The organism is Pseudomonas paraeruginosa (genome assembly GCF_003025345.2).
GTDB lineage: Bacteria > Pseudomonadota > Gammaproteobacteria > Pseudomonadales > Pseudomonadaceae > Pseudomonas > Pseudomonas paraeruginosa.
Genome location: NZ_CP020560.1, coordinates 35421 through 53759, shown reverse-complemented (window position 1 = coordinate 53759; position 18339 = coordinate 35421). Strand labels below are relative to the sequence as shown.

Sequence of the window (18339 nt, the reverse complement as noted above, 5' to 3'; positions counted from 1 at the left end):
TCTACCCCCCTTTATTTATTCTTTATTTAATAAAGTATTTTTATTTCTGGAAAAAAGTAATAGTAGGGCCATAATCTTGATCTGAGTAAGATAGCAAAACCGAAAAATCTCTATCTGGAAATTTCTCTTTTAAAATTAAGCGCCATGATAGAGAAAGCATATGAGCAAGCTGCTCAAAAATTTCATCTTCTACATCCTCATTGCACCCGGAAAAAATATCATAAATATGGGTATGATTAATAAATCTCTCTACAGACTGGATATCATCTTCGAATCTTGCCATCCAGGCATTAAATTTTTTTTCCTCATAGTTCATCTCCAGTATTACCGCCCCCCTATCCAAGATAAAATCAGGAAAAACCAATTTCCCTAAGATCAATAAGTCTTCTGGCCTGATTACATAGGAAATATATGAAAATACATCAATCTCATTCTTATTCTCCCAGCCGGACCTCCATAATTCATAATTACTCAAACACTTTAAATCTTTAAAAGATACTATTTTTTTCATGGTATCTCATCCGAATTAGCAGGGCGCGGAGCTAATTTAGTTGATGGAGATTGCACTCTAACACTTCCGTCTGGCAATATATTTCTACCATACTCTATTACATGGGGCGTGGGTATGTTTGCATGCGAAGCCCCGCTTACATCGACCCTTTTAATAATCATGCCAGCCGAGTCATATACAGCATAACTTGTAACATTCCCCTTATTATCAGATCTATATAGTACTCCATTGGCCGGCCCACCATCTAGCTTAAACCTACCGCTAGTCTTAATAGCATTTTCTAAGGGGCCACCAGTAAAGTTCCCTTCTGCACGAGGAGGATTTGGTATTTTTGTTTTAGTTGCTTCTTTCACCGGATGGGTATAAGGCATCCCCGCCTCAGCATCCGCCAACGCCCCAATGGTAGGCAGATTAGCCTTTCCTGGGGCCACCTCTCCTTTGGGCAACTCTCCCGCCTTCAGCGCATTCATGAGCGCCTTGGCCGATACCTTGCCAGCGGCACCGCCCATTGCCGGAACGCCGATTCCGAACGGATTGAACCCCGTCTGGTCCAGGTATGCACCGACTTCCTTCTGCCACTGTGGATTGCCGTTCCACCAGAGGTTGGCGGTCTGCTCCAGGTGCAACTGACCAGCCGTCGTCCAGTCGACGACGTTTCGGCCCATCAGGAAACCGTAGGCTATATCGCTGTCACTTCCTCCCGGATTAGCTGTTTCCTGCCGGGCCACCAACTCGTTGAGAGCCCTAGACCCCGCATCGATCTCCGCACGAATCTCCGCGCAATTGCCCGCAGCCACGCAGCCATTCAACCTCCGCCGGTTCTCGTCGCTACGCGCCTTGAACTCTTCCTCTACCTGACGGCAATTTCCCTGGGACTTGCATTTCTGCAAGGCATTATCCAGATCGGCCACATCCTGATGGTTCAGGAAGTTGTATTGCGTCGAGTTCTTCGCTACCCAAGCAGCGCTTTCCAGAGCCTTGCCTGTCGCATCAGGATCGCGTACCGCCGTAGCCAGAACACCAACCAATTGCGACCCCATAGTGACCATGGCTTCACGGTTCTCAGGGCTCAAGCTCTTGAAGGCCTGGTCTAGCTTGGCCACCAGCGCTTCATTGGCGCCAGCTGCCGCGGCGCCCGTGGCGAAATCGCCACCGCTGACCTGCGCCGCCAGGCCACCCATCAGGGCGTGCATGGTCACCATCGACGGATCGCCTGGCTTCAGGCTGTATTCCTGGCCGATATCGCCGACGAAGTTGAAACCTGCCGCCGCGAAACTGTTGTAGAGCGCGCTCTTCAGCGCCTCGTTCAGGCTCCCGCCCTGGCCCAAGGCCTGGCTCAGTACAGTGGATGTAGCGTTCTGCATCGCCTGATTGGCAGCGAAGCGACCAACACCAGATAGGCTGCTGAGGTCTACCGTGACCTTTCCAGTAAGCGGATCAGTCTTGGTCTGAAGAATCCCGTCGAAGTACTCAGCCGTCAGCCCCCCGGTCAGGCTCGCAATAGCAATCTGCTTCAGACTGTCACTACTGAAGCTGTCTTTCAGCACCTTCCCGAGGTCGCCCTTGTTGTTGATCAGGCTGACCGCTGCCGTGCCCGACAGGCTTCCTGCCGCACCAACTCCTGCGCCCATGGCGAAGCTACTGGCACCCACTCCTGCACCACTGAGCGCTCCCGCTGCCGCCATGCCACCGATGGCTGCCGCCGCGATGGCGACAGCGATCTGCGTCGCCGGCCCCATGCCCGAGTTGCTGTACTTCCAGCTATCGTGCACCTCCTGCACCATGCGCCAGTCCACATCCCCGCGCTGCTCGGCCTCCTTCAGCCACGCCAGTTGCGGATCCGCCTGCACCATCGCGTCGATGGTCTGGCTCACGGTCTTCTGGTCGATATGCTTGAGGTCGATCTTCAGCCCTTCCACGGCCTTGATCGCCAGGTTGCCCTGGGCCACGATCTGGGTCTGGCGTACGGTTTCGTCGGTCTGGCCCTTGCCCTTCGACGACTGCCACGCCAGGTCGCCCTTGCTCTTCTCGTGGCTCTCCTGGTGCAGGTCCTTCACTGCCTCGAAGGTCACTGCGCCGCCGCTGACGATGGCCAGGTCGTTGCCGGATTCCAGCTTCGCGCCCTGGTAGGTCTGGTCGCCGCCGCTGAGCAGGGTGAGGTCGCCGCCGCTGCTGATCTGGCTGCCCACCGCCTTGACGTCGGTGACTTCGTCGCGCCGGGTTTCCTTGCGGCCGAAGTCGCCTTTCTTCTTCTTGTCGTACAGGTAGTAGCTGCTGTCGTTGGCGGCCAGCAGTTCCAGCTTGTCGCCGGCCACCAGGTAGGCTTCGTCGCCGGCGCTGGCCTGGCTCGCGATCAGGCGCAGGTCCTGTCCGGCATTGATCGCCAGGTCGCCGCCAGCCTCCACGCGGGTGCCTTGCTGGGCGACCTTGTCTTCCTGGTAGGTGACCTTCCTGGTCTTGCTGTAGGCGTGCTCCTCGTTCGCCGCCGCCGCCAGGGTCACGTCGCGCCCGGCGGAGAGGGCGATGTCGCGGCGCGCTTCGAGGGTGCTGGCCACCGCCGTCAGGTCGCGACCGGCGCTGACGTTCAGGTCCCGCCCGGCGCTGACTTCGGCGCCGAGCTGGGTCACGCTCTGGAGCCGCGACGTGCTCCAGCGGGTCTGGCCCTGGCGGTCCTCGACGGCGGCGACGGTGACGTCGCGTCCGGCGTCGAGGCTGAGATCGCCGCGGCTCTGCAGCACCCCGCCGAGGTTGGCGATGTCGCGTCCGGCCTGGACGTTCAGGCTGTTCGCCGCCTCCACCCGCGCGGCGCTGTCGGCGAAGCTGCGTTCCCAGGTGCGGCCGTCGATGGCGCTGTCGTAGCGGGTCACGCTGCGTTCGTTGATCACGTCGCCGGTCAGCGCGGTGAGGTTCACGTCGCGCCCGGCGATGACCCCGCCCTGGCGGTTGCGGATCGAGTCGCCGGCGAGCAGGTCGAGGCGCTTGCCGGCCTCGATCAGGCCGCTGTTGTCGAGGTTGCCGGCCGTCGCGCTGAGGTCGTTCCGCGCGCGCAGGGTGCCGACGTTATGCAGGTCGCCGCCGCTCACCAGCTTCACGTCGCGGCCCTGGATCAGCGCACCGTTGGGTGCCAACCGACCCTCCGCCTGGGCCAGGTAGACCACCGGCGCGAGGACCTTCTCGCCGTTCACCTCGACCTCTTCCAGCCACACGATGTCGTGGGTCAGCGCCGCCATCTGCTCTGCGCTCAGGCCCACGCCCAGTTGCAGCTGGAGCTTGTCCTTGTAAGCGATGGCGTTGTCCATCAGGTAGCGGAACAACGCCTCGTCGCTGCTCAGCCCGTCGATGTAGCGCTGGCCGGTGCGCGCCACCACCGCGTCGCGGATCAGCCGCTGCTCGTAGAGACCGTCGCCGAGGCGCTTCTTGCTAGCGTCCGGGTTCATGCCCAAGCCGCTGAGCAGGTAGTCCGAGTTGAGGAACTGCTTCAGCTCGGTGAGCGCCGGGTTGGTCTCGATCAGGTACTTGTGGCTGGCGCTCGGCGTGGCGTTGCCGGGCACGCCTTGGACCCGGGCGACGCCCGGCAGGCTGCCGCCGAGCGCGCTGCCGCCCTGGCCCTGGACGTTGGCCGCGCCAGCCAGGCCGTCGACCCGCACGCCCTGGCCCTGCCAGGTACCGGCGGCGTTGCCGGCGCCCTGCTGGCCGACCGAGACGCCGCTGCCGCCCTGGGTGCGGTCGGCGCCGGCACCGAGCGCGGCGCTGGCGTTGCCGTCCTCGGCGAAGCGCGAGCTGAGGCGGAACAGGCCGTTGTCGCCCTGCGGCAGGCTGAAGCCGGGCAGGGTGACCGGGTTGACCTGGCGCCGCGCCAGGTCGGGCGGCAGTTGCGAGGTCAGCGGCACGACCACCGAAACCCCGCTGCCGCCCACCGCGCTGTCGCCCACCTGGCGACCGCTGCCGACGAAGGTGTAGCCGGGACGGATGACGCTGTTGTTGATGCGCTTGCCGGCATTCACCGTGACGTTGCCGGCGGCCTGGATCACCGCTGCGTAGGACTGGTCGCCGGTGCTGATCGGGGTCGGTCCCTTGCTCGGGAATTCGTACTCGAAGGACCAGTCGCTGAGGATCGCGTTGAGCGCGGCGGGGATCTCGCCGGCGCGCGCCGGGTCGAAGTTGGCGCTCTGGTACCAGTAGAGGTCGGTGAAGTTGCGCGACTTCTGGTCGATGCCGCCGATATCGCCGCCACGGGCGGTGCGCAGCACGCGGATGGTTTCCAGCTCGCCGGTTTCCAGGCCCTGGTTGTCGAGGACCTCGAGATTGGCGGTGAGGTTGCCGCCGGCGCCGATCAGGCTGGAGACGTTGCTCAGGGTGCCGCCGTCGATGGCGAAGTCGCCGCCGGCCAGCAGCTGGCCCATGGCGCTGCTGGCGGTGACCTCGGTCTTGTCGCGTTGGGTGACGGTCCAGATGGCATTGCGCTTGCCGCTGCAGTCGCCGGCGTTGACCCCTTCGATGCAGGCGGTCTGCTCCATCTTCGCGGTGTACAGGCCCGACTTGCTTTCCAGCACGGCGCGACGGTTCTCGATCAGGCTGGCGCGCAGGCTGAAGTCCTTGTCGCTCTCGATCACCCCGGAGAGGTTGCGCAGGCTGTCGGCGCGCCCGCCGGCATCGTCGCGGGCGATATCCAGCCTGCCGAGGCTGTACACATCCGCGTAGAGGTTGGTGATGTCGCGGGCGCGCAGGGTCATGTCGGCGCCGCTGAACAGCAGCCCGCGCTCGTTGAGCAGGGCGGGCGCGTTCAATCGCAGGTTGCCGCCGCCGCCCAGGGTGCCGTAGTTGTTCAGGCTCGCGGCGCTGGCCACGAGGTCGCCGGCGGCGGTGATCCGCCCACGGTTGACCAGCAGGTTGCCGGCGCCGAGCGTGACATTGGCACCGCCGGCGAGGCTGGCGGCGGTGCCGAGGTCGAGGCTGGCGGCGTTCAGGGCGAAGTCGCCGAGGCTGGTGGCGCGGCCGTTGCCACGGTAGCCGCCGCTCAGGTCGAGGCGGAAGCTGCCGTCGCTGGCCAGCAGGCCGTCGTTGCTCCAGTCGCCGCCGCGGCCGGTGAAGGACTGCACGGCCAGCAGCTTGCCCTCGGCGGTCTGGCGGAAGGTGCCGATGTCCAGGTTCAGGCGTCCGGCTTGCAGCACGCTGCTGTTGGTCCATTCGCTGGCGCGGATGTCCAGCAGGCCATTGGTGGTCAGCTCGCCGCCGGCGCGGATCACCTGCCCGGAATCCAGGCCGAAGGTGCCGTTGCCGGTGTGCAGGATGCGCCCACCGGCGTTGGCCAGGCTGCCCAGTTGCAGGTCGAGGTCCTGGTTGGCGCTTTCCAGCGCGCCGTAGGCATTGTTCAGCTCGCCAGCGACCAGCCGCGTGCTGCCGCTGCGGCCCAGGGCGCGCAGGCTGCCGTCACTGTTGTCGATCGAGGCGGCGCGCAGGAGCAGGTCGCCTTCGCTTTCCAGCTGGCCGAAGCGGTTGGCCAGCGCGCCGGCCAGGCTGAAGTCGACGCGCCCGGCGCCGACCTTGCCGCCCTGGCCCGCCGCCGCGCCCTGGTTGAGGAAGCGCTGGCCGCTGACACTGAGCAGGCCGCTGGCGTAGAGGCCGCCGCCCTGGTTGTCGAAGTCGGCGGTGATGATGCGGTTGTCGCCGGCCAGCGCCGAGAGATGGCCCTTCTGGTTGCGCACGCCTTGCTGGGCCTGGATCTCCAGCGACTGCGCCTGGGTGATGCCGGCGCTGTTGTCGAACAGCCCGGTGAGCAGCTTCAGCCAGCCCTTGGCGCTGTTGAGCACGCCGCCGGCGCCGTTGTCGAGGCTGGCGCTCTGCAGGTCGAGGTTGCCGGCCCGGCTGTCCAGACGGCCGCCCCGGTTGTCCAGCGCGGCGTCGAGGCGCAGGCGGTTGTCGCCCTGGGCCTGGAGCGTGCCCTGGCGGTTGTCCAGGCGGCCGGCCCGCACGTCGAGGGCGCCGGCCTGGCTGAAGACCAGGCCGTCCTGCTGGTTGCGCAGGGCGCCCTGGCCCAGGCGCAGGGTCATGTCGGCCTGGCTGGCGAGGGTGCCGGAGGCGCTGTTGTCCAGGCCCTGGGCGAAGAGTTCCAGCAGCCCCTGGCTGACCAGCTTGCCGCCGCGGTTGTCGACGCTGGCGCTGCGCAGCAGCAGGTCGCCGCCGCTGGCCAGGCGCGCGCCGCCGGTATTGACCAGGGCGCCGCCGAGGAGCGCCTCGAGCCGGCCCTGGCTGATCAGCTGGCCGCCGCTGTTGTCCAGGCTGGCGCCCGTGAGCAGCAGGCTGCCGCCGTTGACCTGGCCGCCGGCGTTGGTCAGCACCGCGCTGGCGCGGTCGAAGGTCAGCGCGCGCTGCGCCGAGATCAGCCCGCCCTGGCCGTTGTCCAGCTTCCCGGTGATGCTCAGGGTCACGTCGCTTTCGCCGGAGACGATGCCGCCGGCGTTGGCCAGGCGGGCGGCGGCGATCCGCTGCGCCCCCTTGCTGACCAGGGCGCCCTGGCCGTGGTTGTCCAGCGCGCCGGCGAGGCTGACCGCCAGCTCGCCGTTCTTGCTCGACAGGGTGCCGCCGGCGCTGTTGTCCAGGCTGCCGCCCTCGACCGCCAGGCCTTCCCAGCCGGAGAACAGGCCGTCACCGGCATTGCCCAGCTGGTCGGCGACCAGGCGCAGCTTCCCGGCGCTGATGATGCGGCCCTTCTGGCCGTTGTCGATGCGACTGGCCAGCAGCTCGAAGCCCTGCTGGCTGGAAATCTCGCCGCCCTGGCGGTTGTCGAGGACGTTCAGCCGCTCGATGCTCAGCGGGCCACGGGCGCTGATCAGGCCGCCCTGGTTGTCCAGGTCGCCGCCCTGCAGGTCGAGACGGACGCCGCGCTCGCCGATCAGCCGGCCCTGGCGTTGCAGCAGGCGCTCGACGGTCAGGCGCAGGTCGCCCCTGGCGGAGATTTCGCCGCCGTCGGCGGAATCGACGCGCCCTGCCGTCAGTTCCAGTTCGCCGTCGCTGGTGAGCAGGCCGCCGCGGTTGTCCAGGTTGCCGGCGCCCAGCGTCAGCGACTGCTTGCCACTGAGGGCGCCGCCACGGTTGTCGAGGTCGGCGCTGCTGACATCGAGGGCGCCCTGGCTGACCAGCTGGCCCCCCTGGGCGTTGTTCAGCGCGCCAGTGGCGACGCTCAGGCCGGCGTTGCCGGAGAGCAGGCCCTTGCCGCTGTTGTCCAGGGAGGCGCTGGCGAGCGTCAGGCGGGCGCCGGAAACGGTGCCTTCGGCGTGATTGTCCAGCGCGCCGGCGACGCGCAGGTCGATGCCGGCGCGGCTGGCCAGGGTGCCCCTGGCGCTGTTATCCAAACTGCCGGCCTCAATGTCCAGCCCGGTGGCGCCGGAGATCACCCCGGCCAGGCTGTTGTCCAGGGCCTGGGCGATGCGCAGGACCAGGCTGTCGGCGCTGAGCAGGCGCCCGCCGCGGTTATCCAGGCTGGCGGCGGCGAGGGTGAAGGCGCGGTCGCTGGAGATTTCCCCGCCGGCGCCGTTGTCCACCGCGCCGAGCTGGCGCAGCAGCAGCGCGCCGGGCGTGGCGATCAGGCCGCCGTCGCGGTTGACCAGCGCGCCGCCATTGAGGTCGAGGGTGATGCCGGTTTCGCTGACCAGTGCGCCACCTGCGCGTTGGTCGAGGCCTTTCAGGTTGGCGTCGAGCAGGCCCTTGGCGCTGATCCGGCCCTGCTGGCCGTTGTCCAGCCGGGCGGCCGCCAGGGTGACGCCGGCGTTGCTGCCGATGGTGCCCTTCTGGCTGTTGTCCAGCGCACCGGTGCGGATATCCACCGCGCCCTTGGCGCTGATCACCCCGGCGCGGCTGTTGTCGAGGCTGGCTCCGTCCAGCGCCACGCCGGCGTCGCTGAGCAGCTTACCGCCCTGGTTGTTCAGCGCGCCCCGGCTGCTCAGCGTGAGCGGGCCGGCGCTGGAGAAGGTGCCGCCACGGTTGTCGAGGCTGGCGGATCGCGCCGTCAGCGCGCCTTCGCTGACCAGCGCGCCCCCCTGGTTGTCCAGCGCGCCGTCCAGGCTCACGCCCAGGCCTTTCTGGCTGTCGAGCCGCCCGCCGTCGCCGTTGAACAGTTCGCCGCCGTCCAGGCTCAGGCCGTCGCGCCCGGCCAGCACCCCCTTGGCCTGGTTCAGCAGGCGCTGCACGGTGAGGCGCAGGCCGCCGTCGCCGATGACCTTGCCGCCGCGGTTGTCCAGTTGCTCGCGGACGTTCACGGCGACCTTCGCGGTGCTGGAAATCTCGCCGGCGCGGTTGTCGACCTGTCGCGCCTCGATAGCGATGCCGCCGTTCGCGGCGATCAGCCCGGACTGGCTGTTGTCGAGCGTGTCGGCCGCGACCTTCAGGGTCTTTTCGCTGACCAGTTCGCCACCTTGCTGGGCCAGGCTGCCAAGCGTCGCCTGCAGGTCGCCCTTGGCGGCGATACGCCCTCCGGCGTTGCCGACGGCGTTCGCCGTGAGATCCAGGCGGCCATCGCTGAGCAGCTTGCCGCCCTGGTCGTTGCGCAGGTTGGCGACCTCCACGCGCACCCCGCCCTTGCCGCTGGCGATGCCGCCATCGCCGTTGTCGAAGGCGCCTCCCGTGGCATCCAGACCGGCGTCGGCCACCAGCATGCCACCACGGTTGTCCAGGCTGGCGCCGTGGACGTTCAGCTCGCTGCGGCTCGACAGCAGGCCGCCGGCTCGGTTGTTCAACTGCCCGGCCGTCACGCGCTGCGCGCCCTGGCTGAGCAGGTTGCCCTGGTCGCGGTTGTCCAGCAGGCCGGCGACGCTGGCGACCAGCCCGCCCTGGCTGGCCAGCGTACCCTTGCCGCTGTTGTCCAGGCTGCCGGCCTGCAGGTCGAGGCGGTTGGCCGCCGAGAACAGGCCGAGGCGGTTGTCGATGGCGCCGCTGGCGACCACCAGCAGGTCGTCGCCGAGCAGCTTGCCGCTACGGTTGTCCAGGCTGCCGATGCGCACCTCGGCGCGCTTGCCGGAAATTTCGCCATCCGCCCGGTTGTCCAGCACCTGGGCGCTGACGCGGGTCGCCTGCTGGCTGCCGAGCAGGCCTTCCTGGCTGTTGTCGAGCGTCGCCGCGCCGACTTCCAGGTCGTTCAGGCCGATCACCTGGCCGCCGCGGTTGTCGAGCTTGCCGGCCGCCGCGACCACGGTGCGGTCGCGACTGTGCAACAGCCCGCCCCGGCGGTTGTCCAGGTTCGCCGCCGCGACCCGCAGTTCGCCCTCGGCGAGCAGCTTGCCGCCACGGTTGTCCAGGTCTCCGGCGGCCACCCGGGTGGTCGCGCCCTTCAAGCTGCCGCCCTGGTTGTCCAGCGCCTGGCTGGCCCTGGCCTCCAGCGTGCGGCTGGCTACCAGGCTGCCGGCGTTGCGCAGGGTGCCGCTGCGCAGCTCGAGGTCGCCGCGGGCGTTGCGCCGGTTGTCCGGATCGACGCCGGCCTCGATCACCCCGGCATTGTCGATATGCGCGGCGTCCAGCGCGATGCGCTCGCGCGCCGCCAGGCTCTGCCGGTTGACCAGCTCCTCCGCGCCGCGGATCTCGGCGCTACCGCCGGCGTAGGTCTTGCCGTTCAGTTCCACGGCCTGAGCCGCGATCTTCAGGTCGCCCTGGCTGGAGGCCTGGGCCAGGCTCAGCCTGCCGCTGGCGTCGATGCGGATGTCGCCGCCGCTGGCGGCCATGTCGCCGGCCAGCTTCACCCCCACGCCCTGCTCGGTGCCGACCAGGCGGATCGCCCCGGCGTACATCCCGCCCAGCGCCGAGCTGTCGATCGCCAGTCGCGGCTTTTCGCTGCCGTCGGCGGCGCGCGGAGTGGCCTGCAGGCTGTCGGCCTGGACGTCGTTGCGGCCGGTGACGATGTTCAGGTTCTTCGCGTAGAGCTTGGCGTTGAGCGTGGCGCTGCGGGTGATCAGGTCGAACTGTTCGAGGTTGCTGACGTTCAGTTCGGCGCCTTCGATGGCGATGTCGCCGCCGTCCACCTGGAAGCGCTCCAGGCGCTGGCCGTCCATGATCGGCTTGCCGGTGGTGAGGGTGGCGCGCGGCGTGTTGATGAAGCCGCAGCCCTGGCAGGTGATGCCGTGCGGGTTGGCGACGATCACCCGCGCCGACTGCCCGGCCACCTCGGTGTAGCCGGCCAGGGTGCTGCGGTTGCCGCCGGTGACCTGGTTGAGGATCACCTGCGCCGCCTGGCCCTGCAGGTTCGGGTTGCCGAGGATGATCCCGCCGAGCTGGGTGCCCTGGGTCTTGCCGGTGGCGTTGTTGAGGATCAGCCCGTTGGCGCCGACGTTGTAGTCGCGGAAATGGTTGTTCGACAGCCCGGCGCCATTGGGCGTGGCGATGTTGACGATGGGCACGCCGTTGCCCGCCTGGCCGAGGCTGGTATTGCCGCCGGCCGCCGCGTCCACCGCCAACTGCGCCGCCGCCGCGACGATCGGGTCGAGGAACAGGATGCCGGCCAGGGTCAGGGCGATGCACTGGTTCAGGGGGCTGCGGATGTCCATATCGTCACTCCTTGGCGGGTAGGGGCCCGGCGAGGTTAAGCAAGGTTGTCCAGGGAAAGGGCCTCGATGAACGAAGGCGCTTTCCTAAAGCGTTCAGGAGGTCGCCGCGTCTTCAGAAGAACGCGTCGACCCGGAAATAGATCGGGTGCTCGCGCCGCTCGATGGCGCTGGGCCGCTCCAGCGAGCGGGCGAAGCCGACGCTGGCGGCGAAATAGCGGCCGCGGGCATCCAGTTCGATGGCGTTGCCGCTCATGCGCCCGCTGGCGCCGTCGTTGTAGCGGTCGTGGCGGATCACGCCGACGTCGTAGGCGAAGGCCACGCCGTATTCCTGCAGCCAGGGCCGCAGCGGCGCCCACTGCACCGCGCGCCGCCAGCGCAACTGGTTGCGCCAGTAGCCACCGCTGTCGCCGGTCAGGGTCTGGTCTTTGAAGCCGCGCACCGAGCTGTTGCCGCCGAGGCTGATGCGCTGCGGGCTGAACAGCACGTCCTCGCTCCTCTGCCCGGTGGCCAGGCTGTCGAAGCTGAAACGCTCGCCCCACAGCTGGAACGGCTGCAGGTAGCTGAGGGTCAGGCTGTACTTGTCGTAGCGCGCATGCGCATCGTCACCCCGCGGCTGGCCGCGACCCTGCGCGCCGAGGGCGCCGATGCCCTGCTGCCAGCCGAGGTCGAGGTTGACGAAGCCGCTGCCGATCCGCCGGCCATGGTTGAAGCCGAGCTGGGTCTCGGTGATCCGTGTGCTCTGGTCTTCCAGGCGGGTGTCTTCGATATAGTTGTTGGTGCGCTGGTGGCTGAGCCCCAGGCTCATGGCGGTCTTGCTCACGCCGTCGCGGTGCAGCACGCGTTCGGCGCGGAACTGGTGGCTGCGGCTGTCGCCGTCGAGCTTGAAGGGGAAGCCGCTGGTCTCGTTGCGCGTGCGGTAGTCGCTCTGGCTGTAGCCGTAGGTGAAGGTCCACCAGCCCCAGGGCAGGCTGTAGAACAGGCTCTGGCTGTCGGAATGGCGCCAGCGGTCGCTCACCGCGTCCTGGTTGGCGCGCAGGCTGAGCTGGTCGGCCAGGCCCAGCGGGCTGTCCCAGTCCAGGCCGAGGCCCATCTGCTGCTCGCCGGTGCTCACGTCGCCGTCGTTGTTGCGCGTGGCGGAGACGCGCCAGGGCTTGTCGCGCTCGCCCTTGAGACGCACCCGGCTGCCGCCGACCTGGCTGCCGGGCACCAGCTCCAGCTGTGCCTGGCGCGAGGGCAGGCGGCCCAGCTGGTCGACCAGTTGCTCCAGCTCGCGCAGGTCGAGCAGTTCGCCGGTCTTGCCGGGAAAACTCATCGCCAGCTCGCGCGGACTGGCCAGCGCGGAGCTGTCGAGACCTTCCAGGCGGCCTTCGACGACGATCACCCGCAGCGTCCCGGAGGCCAGGTCCTGCTGCGGCAGGTAGGCACGGGTGGTGACGTAGCCTCGATCCAGGTAATGGTCGGTGATGGCCTTGAGCAACGCGTTGAGCTGGCCCACGCCCAGGCATTCGCCCTGGTAGGGGGCCAGCAATTCGTCGCGGGCGCCCTGCGCCAGGTGCTCGGCGCCTTCGAGCTCGATGCGGCGGATGTCGAAACAACGGCCGTCGCCAGCGGATCCGCCTGGCGTCGAGGGCGCTTCGTTACCTGGCAGTTGCTGGAGTTCCTCCAGGCGCTTGCGCTGCTCGTCCAGCAGGCGCTGCTGGCGCTCGCGGATCAGGTCGCGGTCGCCGGGAGAGGTGAAGGGGGCGGCGCTGGCCATGAGCGGCAGGCACAGGAGGACAAGGGCCAGGCGAGGGATAGCCACGATTTCGTTCCTTGAAATGCAGAGGACGCAGTATCGGCCCGGTGGCGGCGGCGGATATGTAGGAATGCTCCGAAAACCGTCGTCCATGAGCCGGGCGTAGCGAGGTAGCGGCAACGGGCCACCTCTGGAGCGAAAAACCTAACATAGACTTTTGGATTAATCCGTTAGATAGAGCGCTTTCTCGACGAACTGCAGCGTTCCCCAACCTAGGCGGGGAATTTTCGCGCACAAGAAAAGGGGCCGGCTCCCATGGGAAAGCCGGCCCCGGATACTGCTCGTCGCAACCCCGCAATCAACCGCGCTGGTAGACGATCTCCTTGGTGCCGCCGTCGCAGGAACCGACCACTTTCTTGTCGGTGACGCTGCCCTTGTCGACGATTTCCAGGGTATAGGCAGGAACGCCGTTGGCCTTGATCTTCGCATCGATCTCGGCTTTGAGTTCCTCACAGGGCTTGGCGGCGAATGCGCTGCCCGCCACGGCAAACAGGCCGACTGCCAACATCAACTTCTTCATGAACACATTCCCTCGTTGCATGGGTGAAGACCCGAACGGGTCAGGCTTGCCACATGAGGCAAGGTTGAGACGAGCGCGCCGGCCATGGAGGCACGCCGCCCTCAGAGTGCCACGCCATCAGCTGTCGGCGATACGGAAGCCGACCTTCAGGGTCACCTGGTAATGGCCGACGGCGCCGTTCTCGATATGCCCGCGGGTATCCACCACCTCGAACCATTCCAGGTGCTGGATGCTCTTCGCCGCCTCGGCGAGGGCATTGTTGATGGCGTCCTCGATGCTGGTCCTGGACGACCCGACCAGCTCGATCTTCTTGTAGGTGTGATGATTGGACATGACTGTCTCCCTGGACGATGCCTGGATTTCTTCGCGCCCGAACGGCGCCCCTGTCCAATGGACACTAGCCGAGTGGGAAAAGTGCAGCAAATCGCCAGCGCTCAGTCCGCCAGGCACTCGCGCAGCCATTGCGCCAGGCGCTCGGCGCGCGGATCGTGCAATCGCGCCGGCACCCACAGGGCCAGGCGCGCGTCGGTCTCGATGAAGCCCCAGGGCGCCACCAGCCGGCCCGCGGCGAGGTCGTCGCGCACCAGCGCCTCCGGGGCGATGGCCACGCCGAGCCCGGCCACCGCGGCTTCCAGCAGGTAATAGAGATGCTCGAAGCCCTGGCCATAGCGCAGCGCCTCGGGCGCCAGCCCCTGGCTCACGGCCCAGGCCGGCCAGGCCTGCGGCCGCGACGCGGTATGCAGCAGCGGCTCTTCCAGCAATCGTGCGGCGGGCGCCTCGGCAAGCCCGGTTTCGCGCGCCAGGCGCGGGCTGAGTACCGGCCCCATGCGTTCCGGGGCGAGTTCGAACACCTGCATGTCCGCCGGCCAGGGCGGCGCGGCGAACCAGAGCAGGGCGTCCAGGCCGGGCCGTTGCGGATCTAGCTCGCCCTCGCTGGTGGACAGTTGCAGGCGCAGGTCGGGGAGGGCGCGGTTGAGCCGGTCCAGGCGCGGGATGAACCAGCGCGCCAGCAGGCTGCCGGGCACGCCGAGGACGAACGGCGCCTCGGCGGTCTGCCGGCGCAGTTCGGCGCAGACGCCGCGCAGGCGCTCGAAGGCGTCGCCACAGGCATCGCGCAGGCGAAGCCCGGCATCGGTGAGTTTTATGCCACGTCCTTCCTTGCCGAACAGGGGCACGCCGAGCGCCTCCTCGAGCAATCGCACCTGCCGGCTCACGGCCCCATGAGTGACGTGCAGCTCCTCTGCGGCCAGGCTGATGCTGTGCAACCGGGCGGCGGCCTCGAAGGCACGCAGGGCATTCAGGGAGGGCAGTTCGCGACTCATGGCCATGCGTGAGTTTTCCTGACAGGTTGGAGCAATCTTATCGGTTTCTTTTACGTCGCGGGGAGATTAGATTCTGCCCATACGTCATTTCCTGGAGCCCTCCATGACAGCCTATCGCAACGGCCCCGACGCCAAGGGCCTGTTCGGCCGCTTCGGCGGCCAGTACGTCGCCGAGACCCTGATGCCGCTGATCCTCGACCTGGCCCGCGAATACGAGAAGGCCAAGGACGACCCGGCGTTCCAGGAGGAACTGGCCTACTTCCAGCGCGACTATGTCGGCCGGCCGAGCCCGCTGTACTTCGCCGAGCGCCTGACCGAGCACTGCGGCGGGGCGAAGATCTACCTCAAGCGCGAGGAGCTGAACCACACCGGCGCGCACAAGATCAACAACTGCATCGGCCAGATCCTCCTGGCCCGGCGCATGGGCAAGAAGCGCATCATCGCCGAGACCGGCGCCGGCATGCACGGCGTGGCCACCGCCACGGTGGCCGCGCGCTTCGGCCTGCAGTGCGTGATCTACATGGGTACCACCGACATCGACCGGCAGCAGGCCAACGTGTTCCGCATGAAGCTGCTGGGCGCCGAGGTGATCCCGGTGACCGCCGGCACCGGCACCCTGAAGGACGCCATGAACGAAGCGCTGCGCGACTGGGTGACCAATGTCGACAGCACTTTCTACCTGATCGGCACGGTCGCCGGCCCGCATCCGTACCCGGCGATGGTCCGCGACTTCCAGGCGGTGATCGGCAAGGAGACCCGCGAACAGTTGGCCGAGAAGGAAGGGCGCCTGCCCGACTCGCTGGTCGCCTGCATCGGCGGCGGCTCCAACGCCATGGGCCTGTTCCATCCGTTCCTCGACGACGCCGGTGTGCGGATCGTCGGCGTGGAGGCCGCCGGCCACGGCATCGATACCGGCAAGCACGCGGCCAGCCTGAACGGCGGCGTGCCCGGCGTGCTGCACGGCAACCGCACCTTCCTGCTGCAGGACGCGGACGGCCAGATCATCGACGCGCACTCCATCTCCGCCGGCCTCGACTACCCCGGCATCGGCCCCGAACACGCCTGGCTGCACGACGTCGGTCGGGTCGAATACACCTCGATCACCGACGACGAGGCGCTGGACGCCTTCCACACCTGCTGCCGCCTCGAAGGCATCATCCCGGCGCTGGAGAGTTCCCACGCCCTGGCCGAGGCGTTCAAGCGCGCCCCCGGCCTGCCCGGGGACCACATCATGGTGGTGAACCTGTCCGGTCGCGGCGACAAGGACATGCAGACCGTCATGCACCACATGCAACAGGAGCACAAAGCATGAGCCGCCTGCAGACCCGCTTCGCCCAGCTCAAGCAAGACAACCGCGCCGCCCTGGTGACCTTCGTCACCGCCGGCGACCCGGACTACGACGCCTCCCTGGAAATCCTCAAGGGCCTGCCGGCGGCCGGCGCCGACGTGATCGAGCTGGGCATGCCGTTCACCGACCCGATGGCCGACGGCCCGGCCATCCAGCTGGCCAACATCCGCGCCCTGCAGGGTGGCCAGACCCTGGCGAAGACGCTGCGCATGGTCCGCGAATTCCGCGCCGGCGACAGCGATACCCCGCTGGTGCTGATGGGCTACTTCAACCCGATCCACCACTACGGCGTCGAGCGCTTCGTCACCGAGGCGAAGGAGGCGGGCGTGGACGGCCTGATCGTGGTCGACCTGCCACCGGAGCACAACGAGGACCTCTGCCACCCGGCCCAGGCCGCGGGCATCGACTTTATCCGCCTGACCACCCCGACCACCGGCGACGAGCGCCTGCCGACGGTGCTCGAAGGCAGCTCCGGGTTCGTCTACTACGTATCGGTGGCCGGCGTCACCGGCGCCAACGCGGCGACCCTGGAACACGTCGAGGAGGCGGTGGCGCGGCTGCGCCGGCATACCGACCTGCCGATCGGCATCGGCTTCGGCATCCGCAGCGCCGAACATGCCGCGGCGGTCGCCCGGCTGGCCGACGGCGTGGTGGTCGGCTCGGCGCTGATCGAGCGGATCGCCAAGGCCGGCGATACCGCCCGGGCGGTCAAGGATGTCCTCGCCCTCTGCGGCGAACTGGCGGAAGGCGTGCGCAACGCGCGTTGACCCGCCGCCGGCGGCATCGGCCAGGCGCGGACAGGGTTCGTCGCGCCTGGCCTTTCGGCGGACACCGCCAGAAAGGTGAGGAAACTTTCCTTCAATTTTCAGAAATGTCTTATTGTCCGACGACTCTGTCGAAGCCTTGAATAGCGCCTTTACCCCATAGCCAACGCATTCAAAGAAGGTTCGCATGAGTAAGGTGCTGATCGTCGATGATCATCCCGCTATCCGCCTGGCCGTGCGCTTGCTGTTCGAGCGCGACGGTTTCACCATCGTCGGCGAAGCCGACAACGGTGCCGAGGCCCTGCAGGTAGCCCGCAAGAAATCCCCCGACCTGGCCATCCTCGATATCGGCATCCCGAAGATCGATGGCCTCGAGGTGATCGCCCGCCTGAAGTCGCTGAAGCTGGACACCAAGGTGCTGGTCCTGACCCGCCAGAATCCGGCCCAGTTCGCCCCGCGCTGCCTGCAGGCCGGCGCCATGGGCTTCGTCAGCAAGCGGGAGAATCTATCCGAACTGCTGCTCGCCGCCAAGGCCGTTCTCGCCGGTTACATCCATTTCCCCACCGGGGCGTTGCGCAGCATCAACCAGCAGAGCCGGGACAACGAGGCGCGCATGCTGGAAAGCCTCTCCGACCGCGAAATGACCGTGCTGCAGTACCTGGCCAACGGCAATACCAACAAGGCCATCGCCCAGCAGCTGTTCCTCAGCGAGAAGACCGTGAGCACCTACAAGTCACGCATCATGCTGAAACTCAACGCCCATTCCCTGGCCGGCCTGATCGACTTCGCCCGCCGCCACGAGCTGATCTGAGGTCCCCATGCGAACGTTCGACCTGACCGCCGCGCTGGGCGACCGCGCCAACCAACCGGAGATCAGCCGCCTGCTCGTCGCGCAGCTGATGACCAGCAACAGCGAAGACACCCGCAAGCTGCGCCGCGCCCAGGAGCGCGAGCAGATCCAGGAACTCAACGAGCTGGCCCACCGCCTGGCCGGCATGGCTTCGCTGATCCATGCCCACGCGGTGGAACGCGCCTGCCACCACCTGGAAATCGCCTGCGGCGAAACCTCGGTGAGCAACCTGGCCGACGCCGTCGACGAGCTGGTGACCGCCCTCGGCGACCTGCAATGCGAGCTGCACGACTGGATGACGCTGACCGAGCCTCAGGGCGCGCGGAAGTCGTAGCTCTCCGCGCCTTCGTCGAGGATCGACAGGTCCAGCGGGCGAATGGCGCCCATCCACATGGCGCGGTCGCGGTGATCGACCAGGTCGTTGCCGGTGACCGGGTGGACGAACACCACAAGGTCCTGGCGATGGATGGCCAGCCAGGGGATCAGCTCGCCGAACAGCTCGGGAGCGAACGCCAGCTGGCAGCTCCAGTCCGGATGCGGCCCCACCGGCCGCTGGTGGACCCGTCCCATCTTCAGCGGAAATCGCCGCGCCGCTTCCTCGCAGAGCGCACGGGCGCGCTCGATGCTCTGCGCATCGAAGTACACGTGAGCGTGGAAACCCTGGATCCGCGGGGTGGAAAACTCGTTCATGCCGACCTCT

11 protein-coding genes are annotated in these 18339 nt (G+C 67.2%); 4 read left to right on the top strand and 7 right to left on the bottom strand.

Annotated elements, in window-relative coordinates:
* Positions 1-40: 40 nt before the first annotated feature.
* The 6 genes from B7D75_RS29270 to B7D75_RS00195 all read right to left on the bottom strand — a co-directional run bounded on the left by B7D75_RS29270 (position 41) and on the right by B7D75_RS00195 (position 14677).
* Positions 41-511 carry a hypothetical protein gene (locus tag B7D75_RS29270; RefSeq protein WP_153574106.1) on the bottom strand — a complete coding sequence of 157 codons (471 nt, stop codon included), beginning with the start codon at positions 509-511 and terminating at the stop codon, positions 41-43.
* Positions 508-11040, bottom strand: a complete 10533-nt coding sequence (gene tpsA2 / locus B7D75_RS00215) for a two-partner secretion system putative hemagglutinin TpsA2 (protein WP_107113616.1) — start codon at positions 11038-11040, stop codon at positions 508-510. Before tpsA2 ends, B7D75_RS29270 begins: the two co-directional genes overlap by 4 nt.
* 112 nt (positions 11041-11152) lie before the next feature.
* Complete coding sequence (locus tag B7D75_RS00210) at positions 11153-12841, bottom strand: ShlB/FhaC/HecB family hemolysin secretion/activation protein (RefSeq protein WP_107113615.1); 1689 nt, start codon at positions 12839-12841, stop codon at positions 11153-11155.
* A 292-nt stretch (positions 12842-13133) separates the two neighbouring features.
* Entirely contained in the window at positions 13134-13361 is a 228-nt protein-coding gene (locus tag B7D75_RS00205; RefSeq protein ID WP_011979066.1) for a DUF1161 domain-containing protein, read from the bottom strand.
* A gap of 111 nt (positions 13362-13472) precedes the next feature.
* Positions 13473-13688, bottom strand: coding sequence for a dodecin (locus tag B7D75_RS00200; protein WP_003157334.1), 216 nt, complete (start codon positions 13686-13688; stop codon positions 13473-13475).
* A gap of 101 nt (positions 13689-13789) precedes the next feature.
* The gene (locus B7D75_RS00195; protein ID WP_034080798.1) at positions 13790-14677 is read right to left on the bottom strand and encodes a LysR family transcriptional regulator; all 888 of its coding nucleotides are present in this window, start codon (positions 14675-14677) and stop codon (positions 13790-13792) included.
* A gap of 103 nt (positions 14678-14780) precedes the next feature.
* Here B7D75_RS00195 and trpB point away from each other — a divergent pair, with 103 nt between their 5' ends.
* The 4 genes from trpB (at position 14781) to B7D75_RS00175 (ending at position 17973) form a co-directional block, all read left to right on the top strand.
* Entirely contained in the window at positions 14781-15989 is a 1209-nt protein-coding gene (gene trpB, locus B7D75_RS00190) for a tryptophan synthase subunit beta (RefSeq protein WP_011979064.1), read from the top strand.
* Complete coding sequence (gene trpA, locus B7D75_RS00185; RefSeq protein ID WP_003157285.1) at positions 15986-16792, top strand: tryptophan synthase subunit alpha; 807 nt, start codon at positions 15986-15988, stop codon at positions 16790-16792. Before trpB ends, trpA begins: the two co-directional genes overlap by 4 nt.
* 184 nt (positions 16793-16976) lie before the next feature.
* Complete coding sequence (locus B7D75_RS00180) at positions 16977-17600, top strand: response regulator transcription factor (RefSeq protein WP_003111192.1); 624 nt, start codon at positions 16977-16979, stop codon at positions 17598-17600.
* 7 nt (positions 17601-17607) lie between these two features.
* On the top strand, positions 17608-17973 hold the full coding sequence (locus tag B7D75_RS00175; protein WP_011979063.1) for an Hpt domain-containing protein: 366 nt from the start codon (positions 17608-17610) through the stop codon (positions 17971-17973).
* On the opposite strand, the gene B7D75_RS00170 is transcribed toward B7D75_RS00175, so the two are convergent.
* Positions 17952-18329, bottom strand: coding sequence for a DOPA 4,5-dioxygenase family protein (locus B7D75_RS00170; RefSeq protein ID WP_034080785.1), 378 nt, complete (start codon positions 18327-18329; stop codon positions 17952-17954). The genes B7D75_RS00175 and B7D75_RS00170 overlap by 22 nt on opposite strands.
* Between the last annotated feature and the right edge of the window lie 10 nt (positions 18330-18339).